Here is a 19,958-nt window from a genome sequence, read left to right on the forward strand (position 1 = left end):
CGTAACTAGTAGGATTTTGGCAGGCCGAGGGCATGTTCCGCGATAAACGAAAGCACCAGCTGCGGGGTGACCGGCGCGATGCGGAACAGGATGGCCTCGCGAACAAGACGCTCGACATGGTATTCCTTGGCGTATCCGAACCCCCCGAAGGTCAGCTGCGCGGTCTGTGTCGCCTTCACCGCCGCTTCGGCGGCCAGATATTTTCCTGCGTTGGCTTCATTTCCGCAGGGCTTGCCCGCGTCGTAGAGCGCGCCGGCGTGCATCGCCATCAGGTTGGCCGCCTCCAGTTCCGCCCAGCTGGCGGCCAGGGGGTGCTGTACACCCTGATTCTGACCGATTGGTCTGCCAAAAACGACGCGCTCATTGGCGTAATCCGCGGCGCGCCGAAGCGCATTCCGCCCGATTCCGACTGCTTCAGCGGCAATTAGAACCCGTTCGGGGTTCAGCCCGTGCAGGATCTGACGAAAGCCCTGGCCTTCTTCGCCGATCAGATCCCCGGCGGGGATCGGAAGCCCGTCGATGAACAGTTCGTTCGAGTCGACACATTTGCGGCCCATCTTTTCGATCTCGCGCACGGTGACGAAAGATCGGTCCAGATCGGTGTAAAAAAGGCTTAATCCTTCTGTCGGTTTCTTGACGTCCTCAAGCGGGGTCGTGCGCGCCAGCAACAGGATCTTGTCGGCCTCCTGGGCGGTTGAAATCCAGACCTTCTGGCCGTGCACCACATATCGGTCACCCTGTCGCACGGCGCGTGTTTTCAGTTTGGTGGTGTCCAGACCGGTTGTCGGCTCGGTCACCCCGAAACACGCACGTTCATCGCCTGCCACCAAAGGCGGAAGGTATTTCTTTTTCTGGTCATCGGTGCCGAATTTCACGACTGGGTTCAGACCGAAGATATTCATGTGAATCGCCGATGCGGCGCTGTTGCCGCCGCCGGATTCCGCAATGGCCTGCATCATGATCGCGGCATCGACGATGCCAAGACCGGCACCTCCGTACTCTTCGGGGATTGCAATCCCCAGCCAGCCATCGCGGGCCAGCTTTTGATGCAGCTCTCGCGGGAAACCGCCTACGCGATCGCGTGTCAGCCAGAATTCGTCGTCGAATTCTTCGCAGATCCGCAGGATCGCATCGCGGATTCCCTGCTGTTCGGATGTCATCTGATAGGTCATGATTTTCTCCTCACGTCTTGCAGACCCGGCTCAGCGGCCCGGTTCGGCCACAGTGCCTTGTTCGATTAGGGTGTCGATTTGCCCGGTGTCGTACGCGAGCTCTTGTAAAATCGCCCGGGTGTCAGCACCCAGTTCGCGGCGCCCAAGCCAGCGCAGCCGTCCCGGCGTCTTGTCCAGCTTTGGCACGGGTCCGACGACCTTGGTGTCGTCGCCCTCCACCCCAACAATGTCCCTTCGCGCGGCGATCTGCGGATCGGCCAGGATGTCATCGACGTCATAGACCATCGCAGCCACGGCATCGTGGGCCTGGAAGATGTCAATCGCCTTCTGCGCGTCATGCTGTGCCACAAATGCGCCGAGACGGTCCACAATCTCGTCCATGTGCTCCGCGAAGCCATCGAGGCTTTGGAATTGCGGCTGTTCCGCCCATTCCTTTCCGCCCGCGGCTTCCAGAAGCCGCCGCCCGGTCGCGGCACTGCCTGCGCTGATTGTGACCCATTTCCCGTCGCGGGCGCGAAACACCCCCGCCGGGGCGTAGGAATTGGGCGCCTGGAGCCCGTTTCGGTCAACCGGCAGCCCCGCGCCGGTTCGCGTCGGAACGTGATAGTCGATCAGGCGCAACAGCGGCTCGAAAATAGCCAGGTCCACCACTTGCCCCCGGGCGCGGCCGTTCTGCACCGCATGCAGCGCCATCATCGCGCCGTAGGCCGCCATCAGGCCTGTGGTCGAATCCGCAGCGGGAAAGCCGGGGTGCATCGGCGCGTTGTCGGCAAAGCCGGTGATGTGCGCCAGTCCGCTCATGGCCTCGCCGGCCCGACCGAAACCCGGCCACGAGGCGCGCGGCCCCGTCTGGCCATAGCCCGAGATCCGCACGATCACCAGATCGGGGTTCCACTCATGCAGGACCTCTGGGGCCAACCCTGCCCGTTCCAGAACACCGGGTCGAAAGTTCTCGATAAGCACATGGGCGTTTTCGACCAGCCGGCGCAGAATGGCGCGGCCGTCTTCACTCTTCCAATCCAGCGCCATCAGACGCTTGTTTCGTGCCAGGGTCTTCCACCAGGCGCCAACGCCATCACTGGCCCGCGCGCTCAGTACCCGCAGCATGTCACCCTGCCCCGGACGCTCGATCTTGACCACGTCGGCGCCAAAATCGGACAGCAATGCGCCGCACATCGGTGCTGCGATCACATGCCCCAGTTCAATCACCCTGACATCGCTCAGTGGCCCATTTTCCATTTTCACGTGTCTGCCTCGTTCTGCGAATTTTCCGACGTCAAGCCCTAGTTTGCGGCTCTGAAAGCCTCATTCTGCTCGGAACTAGAATCCATTGCGAGAACAATCGAACAACCGTTAGATCGCCGAAACGAGCCGATGTTTTTTCACTTGACGGAGGAAAGAATGGCAGAGCCAAACACGAATCGAATGACGGCATGCCGGCCCACGGTAGCCGACGCACTGGACGGGTTGTTCGACCCTCGCACCATTGCGGTGGTCGGCGCGTCCCGCACCAAGGGCAAGTTGGGGCAGGCCGTCATGGCCCTGCTGAAGAGCAACGGTTACAGCGGCACGATTATCCCCGTGAACCCTTCGGGCGGCGAGATCGAAGGCCTTCCGGCTGTGCGCAGTCTGGACGAGATTGACAGCCCGATCGACGTGGTTGTGCTGGCAACGCCGGTCGGGGTCGCGCTGGACGCTCTGGAGACCTGCACCAGGCTCGATGTAAAGGTCGTGGTCGGGGTCACCTCGGGCTTTTCCGAAGCCGGGGAAGAAGGGCATGACAACGAAGAGCGCTTGCGCCGGATCATGCAAGACGCGCCCTTCAGACTGGTCGGACCGAACTGCGAAGGCGTGGTGCGCCCCGCGGCGGACCTGCAACTGACCTTCAGCCCGATGTTCAACGATCTTCGGCCTGGTCCCGTGGCCATGATTTCCCAGTCCGGCGCGCTTGCGGGCCTTATGGCGTTGCGCCTGGGCGAACGCGGCGTGGGCATCAACGCCATCGTTTCCAGCGGCAACGAAACCGACCTGACCGCAGCGGACCTGCTGGATTATCTGGGCAACGACCCCCAGACGCGGGTGGTTCTTTGCTACGTCGAGGAACTGCGCGACGGACGCCGTTTTTCCGAAGCGGCCCAGCGGCTGACACAGGCGGGGAAGCATATTGTCGCGGTCAAGGGTGGGCGCAGCCGCGCCGGGTCACGCGCGGTCCAGTCGCATACCGGCGCCATGGCCGGGGACGACCGGGTGATCAGCGCGGTCTTTCGCGAAACCGGTGTCATCCGCGCCCGTGAATCCGTCGCCGCCGTCGATGCCGTGACGGCGCTCGCCGCGGGTCGACGACCTGCCGGAAACAGGGTCGGGATCATTTCTGTCACCGGCGGGCTTGGCGTCGAAATGACCGACTTGGCCGAAAGCGCCGGCTTCGAGGTTCCGGTGCTGGATGAAACGACGCAGACGGCGCTGTCGCGCTATGTGCCCTTTTATGGGTCGGTGACAAACCCGGTCGATCTGACCGGTGTGGTTTTGGCGAATCCCACATATGTCGGACGCTGTCTGGAGGCCGTTGCCGCCGATCCGGGCGTGGATATTGCCATCGCAATTATCACATTTGTGCCAGATCAGCAGTTCATCGAGGCCTTGGCCGAGGCGTTCGACAGCACAGACAAGCCGATTCTGATCGTCTGGACCGGTTCGGCACGCAGCAATGCCTCGGGCGAGGCGCTGCGCGAACGAGCCGTTCCTGTCTATGATTCGCCCGCTCGGGCGGCATCGGGCCTCGCCGCACTCGCGGTCGCGACAGGAGAAGTGGCATGACCCAAAGAGAAACGCTGGAAAACTGGCAGCGTGCCGGGCGCACGGTTATCCACGAGGCCGATGCGAAGGATCTGCTGCAACGGATTGGAATCCCGGTGCCCCGACGTGACCCCGACCACGGGCGCTGTGTCGCCAAGCTGTGTCACGATGACTATCCGCATAAGTCCGATCACGGGCTCGTCCGTTTGGGTCTTTCCCCCGACGAGGCGAAACAGGCCGCCGCGGAAATGGCGGAACGTTTTGCGGGCGGCACGGCGCTGATCGAGGAAATGGAAGAAGGGTCCGTGGCCGAATGGATTATCGGCTGCAAACGCGACGACACCTTTGGTCCGATCGTTCTGGCCGGTCCTGGCGGCATCCTTGTAGAACTGATTGATGCCGCCGAAATCAGGCTTGCGCCCGCCACCCCGCAAACTGCCGCGGCCATGCTGCGATCGGGTCCGGGGGCGCGGTTGCTGACTGGACTACGCGGCGCAGAACCGGCCGACAAAGATGCCCTGGCAGACCTGATTTCACGCATATCTGTTTTCTTTGCCGAGAACGCCGATCTGATCTCGGAAATTGAAATCAACCCTGTGATGGTTCGGGCCGACGGGAAGGGATTGGTCGCCGCCGATGCCTTGATCGTTTTGTCATCAAAGGCGGACGGACAGGAGAAATCAACGTGATACGTCACCCTTTTGGAGAGTTGTCACTTGGCCAGACCGGCATTTCGAGCGGTCGGACGATGACCGAAACCGATGTCGTCAATTTCTGCATGTTGACCGGGAACTGGCTGGAACTTCACTCCAACGTCGAGCACGCCAAATCGTCTCTGTATGGCCAGCGCCTCGTGCAGGGCAGCCTCGTGTTCTCGATCGTCAATGCGATGATCCCCTTCGACAGTTCCGTGCTGGCCGCTTTCTATGGCTGTGACAAGCTACGCTTTTTGCGGCCCACTTTTATCAACGACACCCTTTGGGCCCGCACCGAAATCATCGACCTGAAGGACCATGACGAAAGGCACGGCGTCGTGACCAGCAAACTGGAAGGCATCAACCAGCGGGACGAAACGGTCCTGCGCTGCGAGTTCAGCCTGCTGATCCGCAAGTCGCGTCTGGATCGCCCCGGAGAACCGGCCAAAATCCGTGCGGCGCACGACAAGACACAAGGACAGAGCGCATGAACTTTCTGACACCCGAGCAAGAGATGTGGCGCGCCACCGTCGAGCGTTTCGTCGACGAAGAGATCGGCCGCGATTATATCCGCAATTGCGACCGCGAGCGCAAATACCCCTACGAAGCCTATGAAAAAGTGGCCAAGCAGGGCTGGCTCGGCATCCTGTTTTCAGAAGAGAGCGGCGGTCTTGGCGGTGACATCATGGATTATGCCCTGATGTGCGAAGGGTTGGCCAAATACGGCTTTGACTTCTCGACCGGGTTGATGGTGGCGACGTTCACCGCGATGAATGTCGAGAAATTCGGCACGCCCGAGCAAAAAGAGCGGTACATCCAGCCCTTCCTCAATGGCGACATCCGCTTTTCGATCTCGATTTCCGAACCGGGCGCGGGGTCGGATGCGGCATCGACAAAGACCCGCGCGCGGCGCGACGGCAACGGCTGGGTCGTCAACGGGCAGAAACTGTGGTGCTCGGGCGCTGCGGCCGATAACGCAATCCTTGCAATGCTGACCCGGACCGACCCCGACGCGCCCAAACACAAGGGGCTGTCGGTTTTCCTGATCCCCAATGACACCGAAGGTCTGGACATCCGCAAGCTGCCGACCATGGCGCGCCGCGCAACCGGCACCACCGAGATTTTCGTGGACGACGTGAAACTGCCGGCCGATGCGCTGCTGGGCACGGAAAACGATGGCTGGAAGATCATCACCGACCATCTGGAACTGGAACGCGTGGCCGTGGCCGCCGCCTATGTGGGCAATGCCCAGACAGCCGTAGACGATGCTCTGCGCTACGCCCACGAACGGATTCAGTTCGACAAGCCGATCTTCGACTTTCAGGTGATCCGCCACATGCTGGCCGACATGCAGACCCAGGTCGATGCCGCCCGGCTGTTGGTTTATCGCGCCGCCAGCCTGGCCGCAGCCAAGACGCCCTGCACGCGAGAGGTCTCGATGGCAAAGCTCTATGCCTCCGAGACGCTGCAGACGGTGACGCGCAACGGAATGCAGATCCTGGGTGGCCACTCGATGCTGCCCGAAGCAGATATGGAGCGGTATTTCCGCGAAGGGATGCAAAGCACCATCGGCGGCGGAACCTCGCAGATTCAGCGTACGCTCATCGCCAAGACCATGCGCCCGGGCTAACAGTTCGGGGCGCACCGGGACAGCCCGACAAGAAGGAGAAAGAGCATATGAAGAACGGACGAGAACCGGTGGTCGTCGGCATCGCCGACGCGCCGCTGAAGGACGGCAAGTTCGTCACCAAGGCTTCGGTCCTTGGTCATGCCGCATTTGTGGCAAAAGCCGCCGTCGAAGAAGCAGGACTGAAGTTGAGCGATGTCGACGGTCTTCTGACGGCCGGCATGTGGGGGGTCCCCGGCCCCGGCCAACTGGCCACGGTGACGCTGGGCGAATATCTGGGCATCATGCCGACATTCGTCGATGGCACGAATATTGGCGGTTCGGCATTCGAGGCCCATATCGCACATGCCGCCATGGCTCTTCGCGAAGGCTATTGCGAGGTTGCGCTGATTGTCTACAGCTCGGACCAGAAATCCCTGCGCAGCCGCAATCTAGGGGGTCGGCCTTCAGTCCTGTCCATGCAGCATGAAACGCCTTACGGAATGCCCACGCCTGTGGGCGGCTATGCGATGGCCGCACAGCGCCATATGCATGAATTTGGCACCACGTCCGAGAATCTGGCCGAAATCGCCGTCGCGACGCGGAAATGGGCACAGTTGAACCCCGAGGCGACGCGTCGCGATCCGCTGTCCATTGACGACGTGCTGTCCAGCACGATGATCTCGGAGCCGCTGCATCTGCTCGATTGCTGTCTCGTCACCGACGGGGCCGGCGCCCTCGTCATGACCACCGCCGAGCGGGCCAAGGACCTCAACACCCGTCCCGTCGCGGTCAAGGGCTATGGCGAGGCGCATACCCACTGGGCCATCGGCGAAATGCCGGACCTCGCCCGCCTGCTTCCCGCGCAAAAGGCCGGGGAACGCGCAATAAAAATGGCCGGGGTGAGCCATTCGGATATCGACCTGGTCGAGATCTATGACAGCTTTACCATCACCGTGCTGCTCTCGCTCGAGGCTCTCGGCTTCTGCAAGATCGGCGAAGGCGGGGATTTCGTGTCGGGCCAGCGCACGGCACCAGGCGGGGCGTTCCCAATGAACACCAGCGGCGGCGGCCTCTCGGCGCTGCATCCGGGCATGTTCGGAATGTTCCTGCTGATCGAGGCCGTCCGGCAGCTTCGCGGCGAAGGCGGCGAGCGCCAGGTCAAGGGCGCCGAGACCGCTCTGGTGCATGGTACCGGGGGTACGCTTTCCTCAGGTGCGACCGTGATTTTGCAGAAGGGCTAAGACGATGAGCATTGAAAAACCGCTTCCGGTGATCGACCATGACAGTGCCCCCTATTGGGAGGCCACGCGCGAGGGCCGCCTCGACATCCCGCTTTGCGGCGATTGCGGCAAACATCATTTCTATCCCCGCTCTATTTGCCCGTATTGCCATTCCGACAATCTGCGCTTCAACACCGTGAGCGGACGCGGCAAGGTGCATACCTTCACCATCGCGCGCCGTCCGGCAGGGCCGACTTTCGCGGATGACGTGCCATATGTCGTGGCATTGATCGAGCTGGAGGAAGGCCCCCGGATGATGAGCCGGATCCAGACCGGCGACCCCGAGAAGGTTCATATCGGGGCCAAGGTGGAAGTGACGTTCGTCAAGGCAACCGACGAAGTGACTTTTCCCTACTTCAAAATGACCTGAGGCCAGAGGCACCGCCACTTCGGGGCCGAATGTGGAAGAGCCGTCGCAGAGGTTGTCTGCGGTGGCTCTTCGCTTTTCGGAGGTCACCCGGCGCGGCCGGGCTGCGGTGCTCCGCGCAAAAACCGCCACGCCAAGAGCCCGGCCAGCGCCAGCCCACCAACGATGTCGGCCGCAGGCGCGGCGTAAAACAGCAAGCCGGCAGCCGACAGGAACAGCAACCGGCCGATGACCGGCACCTTTCCACGAAACCAGCCGCTTGTGCCGACGCTGACGGCAAAAACCGCGGCGCAGGCCACGCCCATATCCAGTAGGATTTGCACCGTGCCGCCCTGGGCCAGTATGCCCGGCCGGAACACAAAGAGAAACGGCACCACATAGATCGCTCCGGCCAACATCAGCGCGCGACCCGCCACCCGCCAGAAATTGGCCCCTGCCAGGGCGGCGGCGGCATAGACACTGGCGCAGACCGGTGGCGTGATGGCCGACAGGATCGCATAGTAGAAGACAAAAAGATGAGCCGTCAGTTCGGGTAGGCCAAGCCGCACGAGACTGGGCGCGGCGATTGCCGCCGCCAGCACATAGGAGGCCGTCGTCGGCACGTCCATACCCAGCAAGATCGCCAGCACCGCCGCCAGCAACAGGGCCACGATCAACCCCTGACCGGACACAGAGAACAACAGGTTCGAGACTTTGACCCCGGCACCCGTCGCCGTCAGAACCTTGACGACGATGGCGGCGCAGGCTAGCAGCGCGGCGATCATCACCAACGCCCGCCCTGCTTCGATCATCCCCTCATAGAGGTCGCGCGCCAGCTTGGCCCAAGAGGCCAGCACGCCCTGCTCTCTTCCGTCACGCGCGAACGGGCGCACCACCACACAGGCCAAAACCAGTATGATAACAGCACCGGCACCTGCAAAGCTCGGCGTGTAGCCGTTGAACAGGAAGTAGACCATCGCCGCGATGGGAAGAAACAAGGGAATTGACTTGTCCGGTGCGAGGAATTCCGCCGGTTCGGGCATTTCGCTCCTCGGTGTCGGTTGCAACCCTGTGCGACGCGCATAGAGATCCACCCCGAGCCATACCGCCAGGTAGTAGAGAAATGCCGGACCGATCGCCGCAACGACAATGTCGGTATAGGGAATGTTCAGGAACTCAGCCATGATGAAGGCCGCTGCCCCCATCACCGGCGGCGTAAGCTGGCCGGCGGAGGAGGCAACGGCCTCGACCGCCCCGGCAAAGGCCGGTGGATAGCGCAGCCGCTTCATCGTGGGAATGGTGATCGAGCCGGTCGCCATGACGTTGGCCACTGCCGAACCGGTCACCGTCCCGAACATCGCCGAAGACAGGGCACAGACCTTTGCCGGGCCGCCATACGTTCGACCGGCGATCCACGTTGCCATTTTCATGAAAGCATCCGTTGCCCCGGTCGACAGCAGGAGCGCCCCCAGAAGCACATAGATCACGATGACCCGTGCCCCGATATCCGCAAGGTAGCCGAACAGGCCGGTGGTCGAGCTGTAAAATGTCTCGACAGCGGTACGTGCCGAAACGCGCGGCGGGCGCCAGGCGCCGTCGATCAGGTCATAGCCGAAATAGAAATAGATCACGGTGCAAAGGGCCAGCAGCGGCAGGAACCATCCGATCACCCGGCGCGCGGCCTCGAGGGTCAGCAGAACAGCTATCAGACCTGCCGCCTTGTCGATCGGCCCATAGCGCACCATGATATCCGAAAAGCGATCCCGGTTCAGGATCACGTAGAGGCAAACCGCGAACGCCAGTAGTCCCAGCATGATGTCCACAGCCCGTTCAATCCCGCTTCGCGCACCGGTCCGCGAGGCGCGTGCCGCATAAAGAAAGAACGCGCCGCCGATACCGAAACCGATAAAGATCGGCCGCTGAACCAGCGGTTCGAACTGCCCGAATAAGGCATTGTAGAAATGCAGAGCGACGAATGCCGCCAACAATACTCCAAGCGCCTGCCCTCCGCGCCGTTCCCAATTGGGTATTGCGGTCGATGTCTGCGTCATGTTCTCTCCGAGAGCGGTAACGGCGGGGTGCCCGCAGCACCCCGTCTGGATCAGCCTATGGCCGCCGTCGTGACGGCCCGCGATTCCGGTCAGCTTCCGGCCGCCTCTCTCCAGTAACGTTCCGCACCTGGATGATAGGGTATACCGGTCTCGATTGTGGCGACGGCATCGGCGGCGATGTCGTAATCCGCAAGCTGCGGCCAGGCTTCGACCAGCAGGTCCATGTTCTGGTGGATGCTGCGAGCGATGTCATAGGCGCTCTGGTCATCCATGACGCCGGTGCGGGTCAGGAAGAAGACGTTGAGCTTGGGTACCCGCATTTCCTCGGATCCCGGAATAAGCCCTGCGGGAAGAGTCGTGAAACCGACGCCCTCCATGGCTTCTGTCGCCGCTTTCTCCTGCTCTTCGGTGAAGCCGATCAACCGCATCTTGGTGCTTGTCATCAACTCTTGCAGGGTTGCATCGACAGAGTTTGCGGCCCCGTATTTGCTATAACCGATGATCTGGCGGTTCTTGATGCCTTCCACCGCGTCGCCAACGGCGCCATGCACCAGGTCCGCGTTGATATCGAACATGGACAGGACACCGGTCGTCAACGTCTCGGCCGCCGATCCGCGGATGCCGGGATTGAACTTCTTTCCGTCCAGTTCGTCCAGCGTCGTCACACCAGACTCTTCGGTGACCGCGATCAGCAGGATCGAGGCGCTGTAAGGATAAAGCGCAACCGTATCTGGGATTGCGTTACCTTCGAACTTGCCGGTCCCGTTTCTGGCGGAGATCAGAATGTCGGTGGTGGCAAGCCCAAGGTCGATCTCGTCGCGCGCCAGCCGCAGCACATTGTCCACGCTGGCCCCGGTTTCGATCACGCTGACATTGGTGCCTTCCATGCCGGTCTCGATCGCCTTGCTCATCGCAACCGAAATGGTGAAATGGCTCGACGTCGGGCTGGTCGTGCCCATCGTGAGATCCTTGGCAGATGCCGCGCCGCCAAGGGCTATCGCGCCCATGGCCGCGATAGCACCCACCGCCGCCCGGTATCCGGTCAACTTGCGTTGGATCATTTTATCCTCCCGTTTTTGCCTTTAAAGTAACGTCAGCCCGGTCGCTTAAGCACGCAGGGCCCCCGATGTATCGATCCGCTCTCTCAGAACGCGCAATTCTTCCTCCGTTGGTGGCCGCGTTTGCGGCACCTCGCCTCTGATCGCCAGATCGAACCCCGTATGACGCTGGACCTCTTCGGGCGTATTTCCCGCATGCACCGATTTCAGTCGCATTCGCAGCGTCGTCTTGTCGAAATCCATAACCGCTCGCGGTGTCACCACCAGGCGCGGTCCTTCATTGACCAGCCCGGCGTCGCGTTTCGCGGCAGGCCCGGACAGATGTCCGGGTATTGTGATGAAATCGACCGTTTCCACAAAGTTTCGCGCCGTATGCACGGTGGGGCAAATGTAATACCGCGACGAGGTGTGGCAGTATGACAGGTTTGCTGCCCCCGGCCCGCGCATCTTTGGTGCGTGCAGCGTGCCGCCGACGTGGTGCAGGTTGATGTTGCCGTACACATCGTGCTGCAAGCCACTGTGAAAGAAAAAATCCAGCCCGTGATGGCTGTGGCCGAACAACTCGATAAAGGTCTCGGCGGCCTCGCAGCGGCCGAGCGCACGATCGTCCAGCATCGACGGATACAAACGCCCCGGCTCGGGGTTGAAGAACATCTCGCCGCCGACCGTCAGGTTCGGTGCATGCAGCTCGCGGGCTAGCGCAATGGCCGCCATCGGCACCAACGCGGCTGCACCCGCCGCACCCAGTTCTCCGTCGGCCAGATCGCGGGCCAACACGACGACCATCTGTTCAATTGGGGAAACCGCTGCACTCATTCGTTCCGTGCCTCGGCTTCGAGCACGGCGAAATACCCGGCTCCCCCGACCGCTTCGATGTAGTCGCTCTGGTTTTTCGGTCCGGTCACATGGCGGGCGATATAGGTGTCCAGCCCCGTGCTGTCGCCGGTCCGGGCGGCATCCCCCAGATCGGCGTAGGCGTCGATATGGTCCTCGTCCATCGCATAGTTGGGAAAGCTCGCGGTTGGGTGCGCGCCATAGGGCACCTCGACCACGGCATCGACATAATAAGACGGCACGGTAACCCGCGAGGGATCGTCCAGAACGACCTCGTCCGGCACGATCCGGTCCACGCTGGCAATGACCATGTCAGACGCGCGTGCCATCAGCTGATCGGCGTAGACCATCGTGCTGAGATGGCGCAGGTTTCCCCAACGGTCGGCTTCCTGCGCGTGCAAGAACGTCACTCTGGGGCGGATCGGCCCGACGGCGTGAATACGGCGGCCGGAGAACGGGCAGTCGATTTCGTGCAAAAGCGGGTTGTGCTTCAGAACGTCCGATCCGCGCAGCGCGTCGATTGGCTGGAACGGCACGCCATGAGCCGACGCCATCAGCCCGCCCACCACGGTCAGCGCATCCAGCGCGTGCGCGGTCACCTGCCCTGCCTCGACCGCGCGGCGGAAATTGGGGCAAAGCCGGTTTTCCAGCGTAACGCCGGGAATAAAGACCTGTGCGACCGCGCCTGCCGCAATCATCAGGTCGACATCATACCCCGCGCCCGGCGAGGAATACACATGCAGACCATCTGCGCCCGCGGCCAGCAACGCGCGCACCAGTGCGACAGGGCGGCTTTGCTTGAACAGACCACCGAGACAAAGCTCGGGGCGTTCTTCCAAAGCGCCTCGTGCCAGCCGGGCTGCGTCTTGCAGGCCTGTGACCTTGCTGCGACGTGTGGGTTTCGCTTGGCCTTCCATCGTTGGGCGTGCCACTCCGATAGTGATTGCGCTGACCCATCCTAGTTGACGCTATGGGGTCCATCACCTTCCGACTAGCGCAAAGCCTGATCGAACACATATGTGGAAATGCTTGCGCCCGGTTCCTGACAGGCAATTGAGACCGGTCAGAACCACCCTGCCGCGACACCGCCGCCAACGATGAGCGTGATGAGGAGGATGCTCGCAACACCGAAGATCCCGTTCCACCGCAAGCCGATGGTCAGCGGCCGCTCGCCCACGATGGAGGAGGCGTAGACCACCGCCGTGATGGCCGGTCCCATGCAGATGATGCTGCTCCAGCCACCAGCCAGTGCAAGGCCCAGAGCAAGCGGCGACAAACCTTCCACGCCGACGCGGTTGACCACCTCTGCCAGCAGGACCACCGAGATCATCGGATGCACGCCCAGCAGCCCCGTCAGAAACACCGTCATGATCAACAGCACGACGGTCAGCACAGGCCGCGTTGCGATCCAGCCAAGATGGTCGGCAATCCATTCGACCGGAACGACCTCCAGCGCGACGAGGCCGATGAACCCCGCCGACGCGATGACGCTCATTTCGGTCGCGAAACCCGGTGCCTGGGTCACAAACCGGCGCGATATACCGGCAAGGCTGCCACTGCCGCTGCGCATAACCGACCAGAGCAGCGCATAGATCGGCACGATGGTGATCAGGACGGTCTGGAAACTGTACTGGGTCAACCGGTCCAGCGTGACCACGGCGGCGCCCAAAAAAAGCACATGCCCGGACACGATCAGGACGGCCCAGGGGCTCCAGTCCGGCAAGTCACCGCTCAGGGCCGGTGCCCGGCCGCGCGCCGAGGGCGGGCGCCACCATTCCACCGTGTCGAACAGCCATCCCAGAAGAAACAGAATCCCGGCCAGAGCAATCCCGTAAGGCGCCAGGGTCGTCCATTCGAGCCCCGGTATTGTGAGAATCATCAGATTGAGAGCGATTCCGAACGGCGTCCAGAACGCGATCGAGGAAAACCCCCGCATACAGGCGCTCACCATCCTGCGCTTGCGAGCCTGGAACACGAATTCGTCCATCTCGTGCCGATGCGCCGCCAGCCCTTTCATTATGATCTCCAGCATCACCCCAAGCCCGCCGAGATTTAGAAGCACCCCGAACAGATGCCCGCCCGCACCCAGAGAGGCGTAGCGACGGGTCGGCGGCTGCAGTGTCAGGAATTCACCGGCAACCTCGACAATCGGGTCTTGGGTGGCCGCGATGCGCAGGAAGGCGACAGCCGTCAGCAGAGCGGACAGGAACACGACGCGCCCCGCCGCCTGGACGAAGATGCCGGGGTCGATTCCATTGGCCAGCGCCAGAAGGGCGATCGCGAGCGAGAAGAAAAGCAGCACCCATCCGACACGGGCGATGTAGCGGGACGAAATGGCAAGATAGATGCAGAAAAACGGCGCGGCAGCGATGGACGCGACGGCGGAGGGCAAGACACCCTGAATGATGGCAGCGCCAAGACAAATCAGCAGACAAATGGCCGTAAACCTGTTGCGCTTGCCGGAACGTTTCAGGCGCTCGACAGGCGACATCTGCCCCCCCTTTTCCGAAGGCGCTCGTTGTGTCTGTGACGCAACGGCAGATGCGGTCTTTCATGGCACGACGGCGGAAATGCGATGCCGACAATTTCCCATTCACAGGCAAGGACACACAAGGTGCTCATCTTGTCGGCGCAGGGCGGACTAGCCCGGATTTGTGGTGGCACTGACCGCCTTGGTTCCGGGCCTCCGAGGATACATCGTCTGGCGGTCAATGACACAACGATGCCTCGAAATGTCTCTCCGCACATGCGTGCTTGTCTGCCCGACTTTTCACGCCGATACCCTCAACCACGTCTGTTCTTCTTTCCGAAGTTCTACGGTCACGTCCAACGCCCGATCCTGCACGGAAACAGAGGAAGGATGAGCACCCAGAATATCCAACGGCAGCAAGGATCACAACGCAAGCATCCCGCTCCAACACATATGTGCGAAAGAGTGGGGCCGAGAGTTGATAGCGCCCGCCTTGATGAGGCAATATGCAGTGTCAGAGAAAGAAGTGGATGATCAGCGATTTCACCATCCGTTTGTCGCGGTTCGTCGCCGCGCCGCACCGGCTGAGCGTTGCAGACGCCGAGCAGGCCGCGCTTTGCGTTGAGGATACCATAGCCGCCATCTATGGCGGGTGGCATGAACCGGTGGTTCGCCGGCTGGCGGCGCTTGACGCGGGCGGACCGGCAGTCCCGGCAGGAGCTGCTGAAGGTGGCAGTCCCGAACAGGCCGCGTTCCTGAACGCGGTTGCCGGTCATGCGCTCGATTTCGACGATGTCCATACGGTCAGCGTCACCCATCCCAGTGTTGTAATCGTGTCGGCGCTGCTGGCCACCGTGGATGTCCGGCCGGACACGGCCGGCCGCATTGCCCCCGCGCTTGCGGTCGGAACAGCCGTCAATGTCGCGCTCGGTCAGATCCTGGGTTTTGGCCACTACAACAAGGGCTGGCACGCAACGTCGACCATCGGGGTTCTGGCATCGGCGGCAGCGGTCGCGCATCAGCTTGGGCTCGACGACGACGCAGTCCGCAACGCCCTGTCCCTGGCCGCGTCGCTGGCCGGGGGAATGCAGATCAATTTCGGCGCCATGGCGAAACCGATCCAGGCCGGAAACGCCGCCCTTGTCGGATTGCGGGCCACCCGGATGGCCGAGGCCGGCATCACGGGCGCCCCGGACATCTTCGCGGCGCGCGGCTTCTTCGACCTTTATGCCGGCCCGGACGGGATTGCGGCCGACCCCGCAGCGGTGGAACCGCGGATCGATCTGGGCACGGTGTCCCGCAAGCTGTATCCCTGCTGCTACCTCACCCACAGGATGATCGCCGCCGGGCGGCACCTTCACGCCGAACGCGGCGGCGAGGCGGTGCCCGAAGGATCGGTGATTGAAATGACAGTGCCCGAAAGCGTCATGGTCCCGTTGCATGTCACCGACCCCAAAGATGGAATGCAGGCCAAGTTCTGTGCCGCCTATACGCTCGCCGTGGCCCTGCAGCAGGGCCAGGTCGGGCTGGTGGATTTCGAAGGGGACAGCCCCCATCGCCCCGCGGTGCGCCGGCTTATGGACATGGTGCATATCCAAACCATGCCGGAAGCGGGGCGGGATCACGCTGGCGTGGACCATGGGACGGTCCATGTCCGCCTGCGCAAAGGGAACGTAACCCTGGCCGAAACCTCGGTCGCGGCGCACCCCGGCTCTCCCTCGGATCCGGCAACCCCTGCCGCGATCGGCGACAAAATCGCCGATTGCCTCGGAAAATATCGCAGGGACGGGGGCGCGGCGCCCTCTGCCAGTGCGTTCCGCCGGGATCTGCGCACGCGGCTGCATCTGCCGCCACTGCGAGAGGCGTCGGCCCCCGACGGGCAAAAAAACCATGCGCGGCAGGACAAGCCCGTGAAGGAAATGTCCAGCGCCGATCAAACACCGTCTGAAAGGACCGTCTGATGGAATCGATGATTCATGACATGGCAGAGCGACTGTTCCGCGACCATGTCACCCACCGCATGCGCGAAGACGCCGCCTCGGGACAATGCCCCGAGGCGCTCTGGACGCAGATCGAGGAGGCAGGGTTAACCATGGCGCTGGTGCCAGAGGACGCAGGCGGTTTCGGCGTGCCACCGGCCGAGGCGCTCGGTCTTGTGCGTATTGTCGGGGCGCATGGCCTGCCCTTGCCTCTGGCTGAAACCCTGATCGCAAACGCCGTTCTGGCGGCCGCGAATATGGCCCTTCCCGGTGGCAGGCTGACCATCGCCGAAGGCGAAGCGCTGCGGTTGGAACGGCGCGGCAAGAAGATCCATGCGAGCGGGCATCTGACACTGGTGCCCTTTGCCCGCTGGGCGAACCGGATCGTGACCATTGGCGTCCTGGACGGTGTCGATCACGTCCTGTCCCTGCCGGTGAAGGATCTGATCGTTGACCCGGCGCAGGATTTTGCCGGGATGCCACGCGACGACATCGAACTCGATTATACCCTGACAGAGACCGATGTCACCCCCTTGCCACGACCCGTGGGAGGGATGCGCGGGCTTGGTGCACTTATCCGCAGTCTTGCCACCACCGGGGCGATGGAGACCATCCTGAAGATGAGCGTTCAATACGCCAACGACCGGGTGCAGTTCGGACGGCCAATCGGCAGGTTCCAGGCGATCCAGCACAATCTTGCGACAATGGCCGGAGAAACCGCAGCCTCGCGCACGGCCGCCGAGATGGCGGCCGGCAGCTATGACACACCGGCCTTTGCGCTGGCCGTTGCCGCCGCCAAGGCCCGCGCCGGAGAAGCGGCCGAGAAGGTCGGGGCCCTGGCCCACCAGATTCACGGGGCCATCGGTTATACCCAGGAACACGCGCTTCACCATTTCACCAAACGGATTTGGGGCTGGCGTGACGAGTTCGGCACCGAGCTTGACTGGACCAGGGAACTTGGGCGGGCCGCCCTGTCGAGCCCCCACGACACCTTCTGGCATTTCATCACAGACAGCGCTGCAAAAGGGACCCAGGCATGACCCTCACCGCTTTTTCTCCCCCCCCGCCCGGCGCCGACTATGACGACCTCCGGCAAGAGGTCCGCGCGTTCCTGGCCGACGAACTGGCCGATTTCCCGCCCATAAAACGCGCGCAGTCGTGGAATGGGTTCAGCCGTGATTTTTCACGAAAGCTGGCGCAGCGCGGCTGGGTCGGCATGACCTTCCCAAAGGAATACGGCGGCCACGCGCGCAGCGCGCTTGAGCGGTATGTCGTGTCCGAAGAGCTACTGGCCGCCGGTGCCCCGGTGATTTCGCACTGGATCGCAGATCGGCAGAGCGGTCCGCTCATACTTGCCAAGGGCACCGACGATCAGAAACGCCGGATCGTGCCGCGCATCGCCGCGGGCGAACTGTGTTTCTGCATCGGGATGAGCGAGCCGGATTCCGGCTCGGACCTGGCGGCGACGCGCACGATGGCCACCGAGGTCGACGGGGGGTTCCGGATCAACGGCACGAAGGTCTGGACGACCTATGCGCATGTCGCCGATTACATGATCCTGTTCTGCCGCACCGGCAAGAGCGACGACCGCCACGGCGGGATGAGCCAATTTCTGGTCGATCTCAAGGCCACCGACAACATTCAGATCACCCCGATCATCGACTTGGGCGGTGAGCATCATTTCAACCAGGTGGTATTCGACGATACCTTTTTGCCCTCCGATGCGCTGCTGGGCGAAAAGGGCGAGGGCTGGTCGCAGGTCATGAGCGAACTGGCGTTCGAGCGCAGCGGCCCCGAGCGGTTCCTGTCGTCGTTTGCCCTGATCGAGGAACTGATCCGATTGCTGCGCGACGACGCAACCGAAGCGCAGCAGGCCGAGATTGGCCGTTTGTCCGCGCATCTGATGGTGCTGCGGCAGATGTCACGATCGGTGGCCGGAATGTTGAACGAAGGAGAGAACCCGTCACTTCAGGCTGCCATTGTCAAGGATCTGGGAGCGCTTTTCGAACAGGACATTCCGCGCCTGGCCCGAAGTCTTGTGTCGCGCCCGGCGGTGCCTGGCGGGAGCGATAGCTATGCGGCTGTTCTGGCGTATACCGAACTCGCCGTTCCGTCGTTTTCGTTGCGCGGCGGCACACGCGAAATTCTTCGCGGTATCATTGCGCGGGGACTCGGACTGAGATGATCCCGCCTGCGGAATGACAACAACGGCGGGCGGCACACGTCTAGTGCCGGCCGGTTTCCCCAACCTCCGAACGATAGCCGAGTGCTCGGGAGAGCTGTTCAGCGGCCGTTTTGGCAGCGGCAACATATCGCTTCTTGTTACGCTTGGCGCGCTCCAGAGGAGCACCAATCACCAATGCTCCTGCCAAGTGTCCGTCGGCGCGAAAGACCGGAACCCCGAACCCCGCTGCATCTACATGCGCGGTTCCAGCTGTACTGGAATACCCGGTTTTGCGAATCTCCGAAATTAACCCGCGCAGTTCATTTTCATCGGTGATCGAATTAGGCGTCAGCGGCTTTAATTCAGTGCGCCGAAAATAATCGTCCAGTTCCTGCTGCGTGTCAAAGGCCAGCATGACCAGCCCCGATGCCGAACAGAACAATGGCCGGTTGATCCCCTGTTGGGCGACATACCGAACGGGCTGGGGGCTTTCGATGACCGACGAATAAATGACTTTCTCGCCGTCCCGGACAGCAAACAGGATGGTTTCACCGGTCTGGTTAACCACATCATTCATCACCCCGCGCAGGACCGATTCGAACGGGTGGTTGGTCAGAATTGACTGGGCGAACTGAAAAATCCTCGGACCCAGAAAGTAATTGTCTTCCTCGCGCATCAGATACCCCTTCTCGGTGAGGGGCCGAAGCAGCACCAGCAAACTGCTCTTGGGGCAATCAATCGCGATGCTGAGTTCCGAAAGAGACATGTGACGTTTGCAGCGCGCCAAAAGATCGAACAACGCAAGGATACGCGTCAAGGACCGGGGCCCTTCCGATGTGCGCCCGGCGGCTTCGGCTGGGCCAGATTGCGCGGTTTTCATAGTCATGTCTCCAGTGCCGCTATCCGGAACAGGCCTATGCCTTTCCTGGCTCTTTATCCGTCATGCGGGCCTTGATCATCCGCAACGGCGTATACTCCAATACCTGTTCTCCGGTTTGCTTGAACACCTTGTTTCGCGTCCGCACCAATCCGCGGTTCGGACGGCTCTTCGACCGGCGCGATTCTGTTACCTCGACCTCACAATGGATGGTGTCCCCGGCAAATGTGGGCCCCATGACCTTCAGTTCCATGTCCAGAAAGGCAAAGCCGGTATGTTGCATTGTGGATTGGGTCAAGAGCCCTTCCATAAAGGTATAGACCAGCGCACCGGGCGCGGCGAAACCGGGGATATTGGATTCCTTCTCTCGGAAGTCACGATTGATGAACAAGACCTCAAGCATGCCGGTAACACTTACAAAATTCGTGATATCGGTTTCGGTGACGGTGCGGCCAATGGTCCGAAACCTGCGCCCCACTGGCAAATCTTCATAACAAAACCCGAGTCCTACAGTTTCCATTTCGCACAATTCCCTTGATCAGTTCCATTTTCTGAGAGGGTTCGGCCACATCTGTCCTGCGCCCGGAACACGCCCCGGTTCCTTCACGTTAGGCGGCAAGCTCCGCA

The 19,958-nt window shown here is 62.0% G+C and carries 18 protein-coding genes; 9 read left to right on the forward strand and 9 right to left on the reverse strand.

Going from position 1 to position 19,958, the window contains the following annotated elements:
- Positions 1-5: 5 nt before the first annotated feature.
- Together PAF12_RS16615 and PAF12_RS16620 are read right to left on the reverse strand one after the other, a co-directional pair.
- On the reverse strand, positions 6-1,172 hold the full coding sequence (locus PAF12_RS16615) for an acyl-CoA dehydrogenase family protein (protein WP_027264359.1): 1,167 nt from the start codon (positions 1,170-1,172) through the stop codon (positions 6-8).
- 30 nt (positions 1,173-1,202) lie between these two features.
- Entirely contained in the window at positions 1,203-2,411 is a 1,209-nt protein-coding gene (locus tag PAF12_RS16620; RefSeq protein WP_027264358.1) for a CaiB/BaiF CoA-transferase family protein, read from the reverse strand.
- Between the two features lie 162 nt (positions 2,412-2,573).
- Between PAF12_RS16620 and PAF12_RS16625 the strand changes: the two genes are divergently transcribed.
- From PAF12_RS16625 to PAF12_RS16650, 6 genes are read left to right on the forward strand one after another with little or no spacing between them, the layout of a single operon-like run.
- Complete coding sequence (locus PAF12_RS16625) at positions 2,574-3,989, forward strand: acetate--CoA ligase family protein (RefSeq protein ID WP_223228102.1); 1,416 nt, start codon at positions 2,574-2,576, stop codon at positions 3,987-3,989.
- Positions 3,986-4,657: an acetate--CoA ligase family protein gene (locus PAF12_RS16630; RefSeq protein ID WP_027264356.1), complete on the forward strand. Its 672-nt coding sequence runs from the start codon at positions 3,986-3,988 to the stop codon at positions 4,655-4,657. The genes PAF12_RS16625 and PAF12_RS16630 overlap by 4 nt, the downstream gene beginning before the upstream one ends.
- A 59-nt stretch (positions 4,658-4,716) precedes the next feature.
- Positions 4,717-5,154 carry a MaoC/PaaZ C-terminal domain-containing protein gene (locus tag PAF12_RS16635; protein ID WP_051372686.1) on the forward strand — a complete coding sequence of 146 codons (438 nt, stop codon included), beginning with the start codon at positions 4,717-4,719 and terminating at the stop codon, positions 5,152-5,154.
- Positions 5,151-6,293: an acyl-CoA dehydrogenase family protein gene (locus tag PAF12_RS16640; RefSeq protein WP_027264354.1), complete on the forward strand. Its 1,143-nt coding sequence runs from the start codon at positions 5,151-5,153 to the stop codon at positions 6,291-6,293. The genes PAF12_RS16635 and PAF12_RS16640 overlap by 4 nt, the downstream gene beginning before the upstream one ends.
- 47 nt (positions 6,294-6,340) lie before the next feature.
- Positions 6,341-7,513 carry an acetyl-CoA acetyltransferase gene (locus PAF12_RS16645; RefSeq protein ID WP_027264353.1) on the forward strand — a complete coding sequence of 391 codons (1,173 nt, stop codon included), beginning with the start codon at positions 6,341-6,343 and terminating at the stop codon, positions 7,511-7,513.
- Between the two features lie 4 nt (positions 7,514-7,517).
- A complete protein-coding gene (locus PAF12_RS16650) occupies positions 7,518-7,922 on the forward strand; it encodes a Zn-ribbon domain-containing OB-fold protein (RefSeq protein ID WP_027264352.1) in 405 nt (134 codons plus the stop codon).
- Positions 7,923-8,005: 83 nt separating this feature from the next.
- Here PAF12_RS16650 and PAF12_RS16655 read toward each other — a convergent pair whose 3' ends face one another.
- The 5 genes from PAF12_RS16655 to PAF12_RS16675 form a co-directional block, all read right to left on the reverse strand.
- A complete protein-coding gene (locus PAF12_RS16655) occupies positions 8,006-9,949 on the reverse strand; it encodes a TRAP transporter fused permease subunit (RefSeq protein WP_223228103.1) in 1,944 nt (647 codons plus the stop codon).
- Positions 9,950-10,038: 89 nt separating this feature from the next.
- The gene (locus PAF12_RS16660; protein WP_027264350.1) at positions 10,039-11,010 is read right to left on the reverse strand and encodes a TAXI family TRAP transporter solute-binding subunit; all 972 of its coding nucleotides are present in this window, start codon (positions 11,008-11,010) and stop codon (positions 10,039-10,041) included.
- 45 nt (positions 11,011-11,055) lie between these two features.
- The gene (locus tag PAF12_RS16665; RefSeq protein WP_271109726.1) at positions 11,056-11,784 is read right to left on the reverse strand and encodes a CoA-transferase; all 729 of its coding nucleotides are present in this window, start codon (positions 11,782-11,784) and stop codon (positions 11,056-11,058) included.
- Positions 11,785-11,819: 35 nt separating this feature from the next.
- On the reverse strand, positions 11,820-12,758 hold the full coding sequence (locus PAF12_RS16670; protein WP_027264348.1) for a CoA transferase subunit A: 939 nt from the start codon (positions 12,756-12,758) through the stop codon (positions 11,820-11,822).
- Between the two features lie 146 nt (positions 12,759-12,904).
- Positions 12,905-14,332 carry a hypothetical protein gene (locus tag PAF12_RS16675; protein ID WP_027264347.1) on the reverse strand — a complete coding sequence of 476 codons (1,428 nt, stop codon included), beginning with the start codon at positions 14,330-14,332 and terminating at the stop codon, positions 12,905-12,907.
- A gap of 509 nt (positions 14,333-14,841) precedes the next feature.
- Between PAF12_RS16675 and PAF12_RS16680 the strand changes: the two genes are divergently transcribed.
- From PAF12_RS16680 to PAF12_RS16690, 3 genes are read left to right on the forward strand one after another with little or no spacing between them, the layout of a single operon-like run.
- Positions 14,842-16,272, forward strand: coding sequence for an MmgE/PrpD family protein (locus tag PAF12_RS16680; protein WP_027264346.1), 1,431 nt, complete (start codon positions 14,842-14,844; stop codon positions 16,270-16,272).
- Positions 16,272-17,330, forward strand: coding sequence for an acyl-CoA dehydrogenase family protein (locus tag PAF12_RS16685; RefSeq protein WP_027264345.1), 1,059 nt, complete (start codon positions 16,272-16,274; stop codon positions 17,328-17,330). The genes PAF12_RS16680 and PAF12_RS16685 overlap by 1 nt, the downstream gene beginning before the upstream one ends.
- Positions 17,327-18,475, forward strand: a complete 1,149-nt coding sequence (locus tag PAF12_RS16690; RefSeq protein ID WP_027264344.1) for an acyl-CoA dehydrogenase family protein — start codon at positions 17,327-17,329, stop codon at positions 18,473-18,475. Before PAF12_RS16685 ends, PAF12_RS16690 begins: the two co-directional genes overlap by 4 nt.
- A gap of 40 nt (positions 18,476-18,515) precedes the next feature.
- Here the strand turns inward: PAF12_RS16690 and PAF12_RS16695 are convergent, their stop codons facing one another.
- Together PAF12_RS16695 and PAF12_RS16700 are read right to left on the reverse strand one after the other, a co-directional pair.
- Positions 18,516-19,334 carry an IclR family transcriptional regulator gene (locus PAF12_RS16695; RefSeq protein WP_071974435.1) on the reverse strand — a complete coding sequence of 273 codons (819 nt, stop codon included), beginning with the start codon at positions 19,332-19,334 and terminating at the stop codon, positions 18,516-18,518.
- A gap of 34 nt (positions 19,335-19,368) precedes the next feature.
- Complete coding sequence (locus PAF12_RS16700; protein WP_036051571.1) at positions 19,369-19,851, reverse strand: MaoC family dehydratase; 483 nt, start codon at positions 19,849-19,851, stop codon at positions 19,369-19,371.
- Between the last annotated feature and the right edge of the window lie 107 nt (positions 19,852-19,958).

The organism is Paracoccus sp. SCSIO 75233 (genome assembly GCF_027912675.1).
Classification (GTDB): Bacteria; Pseudomonadota; Alphaproteobacteria; order Rhodobacterales; family Rhodobacteraceae; genus Paracoccus.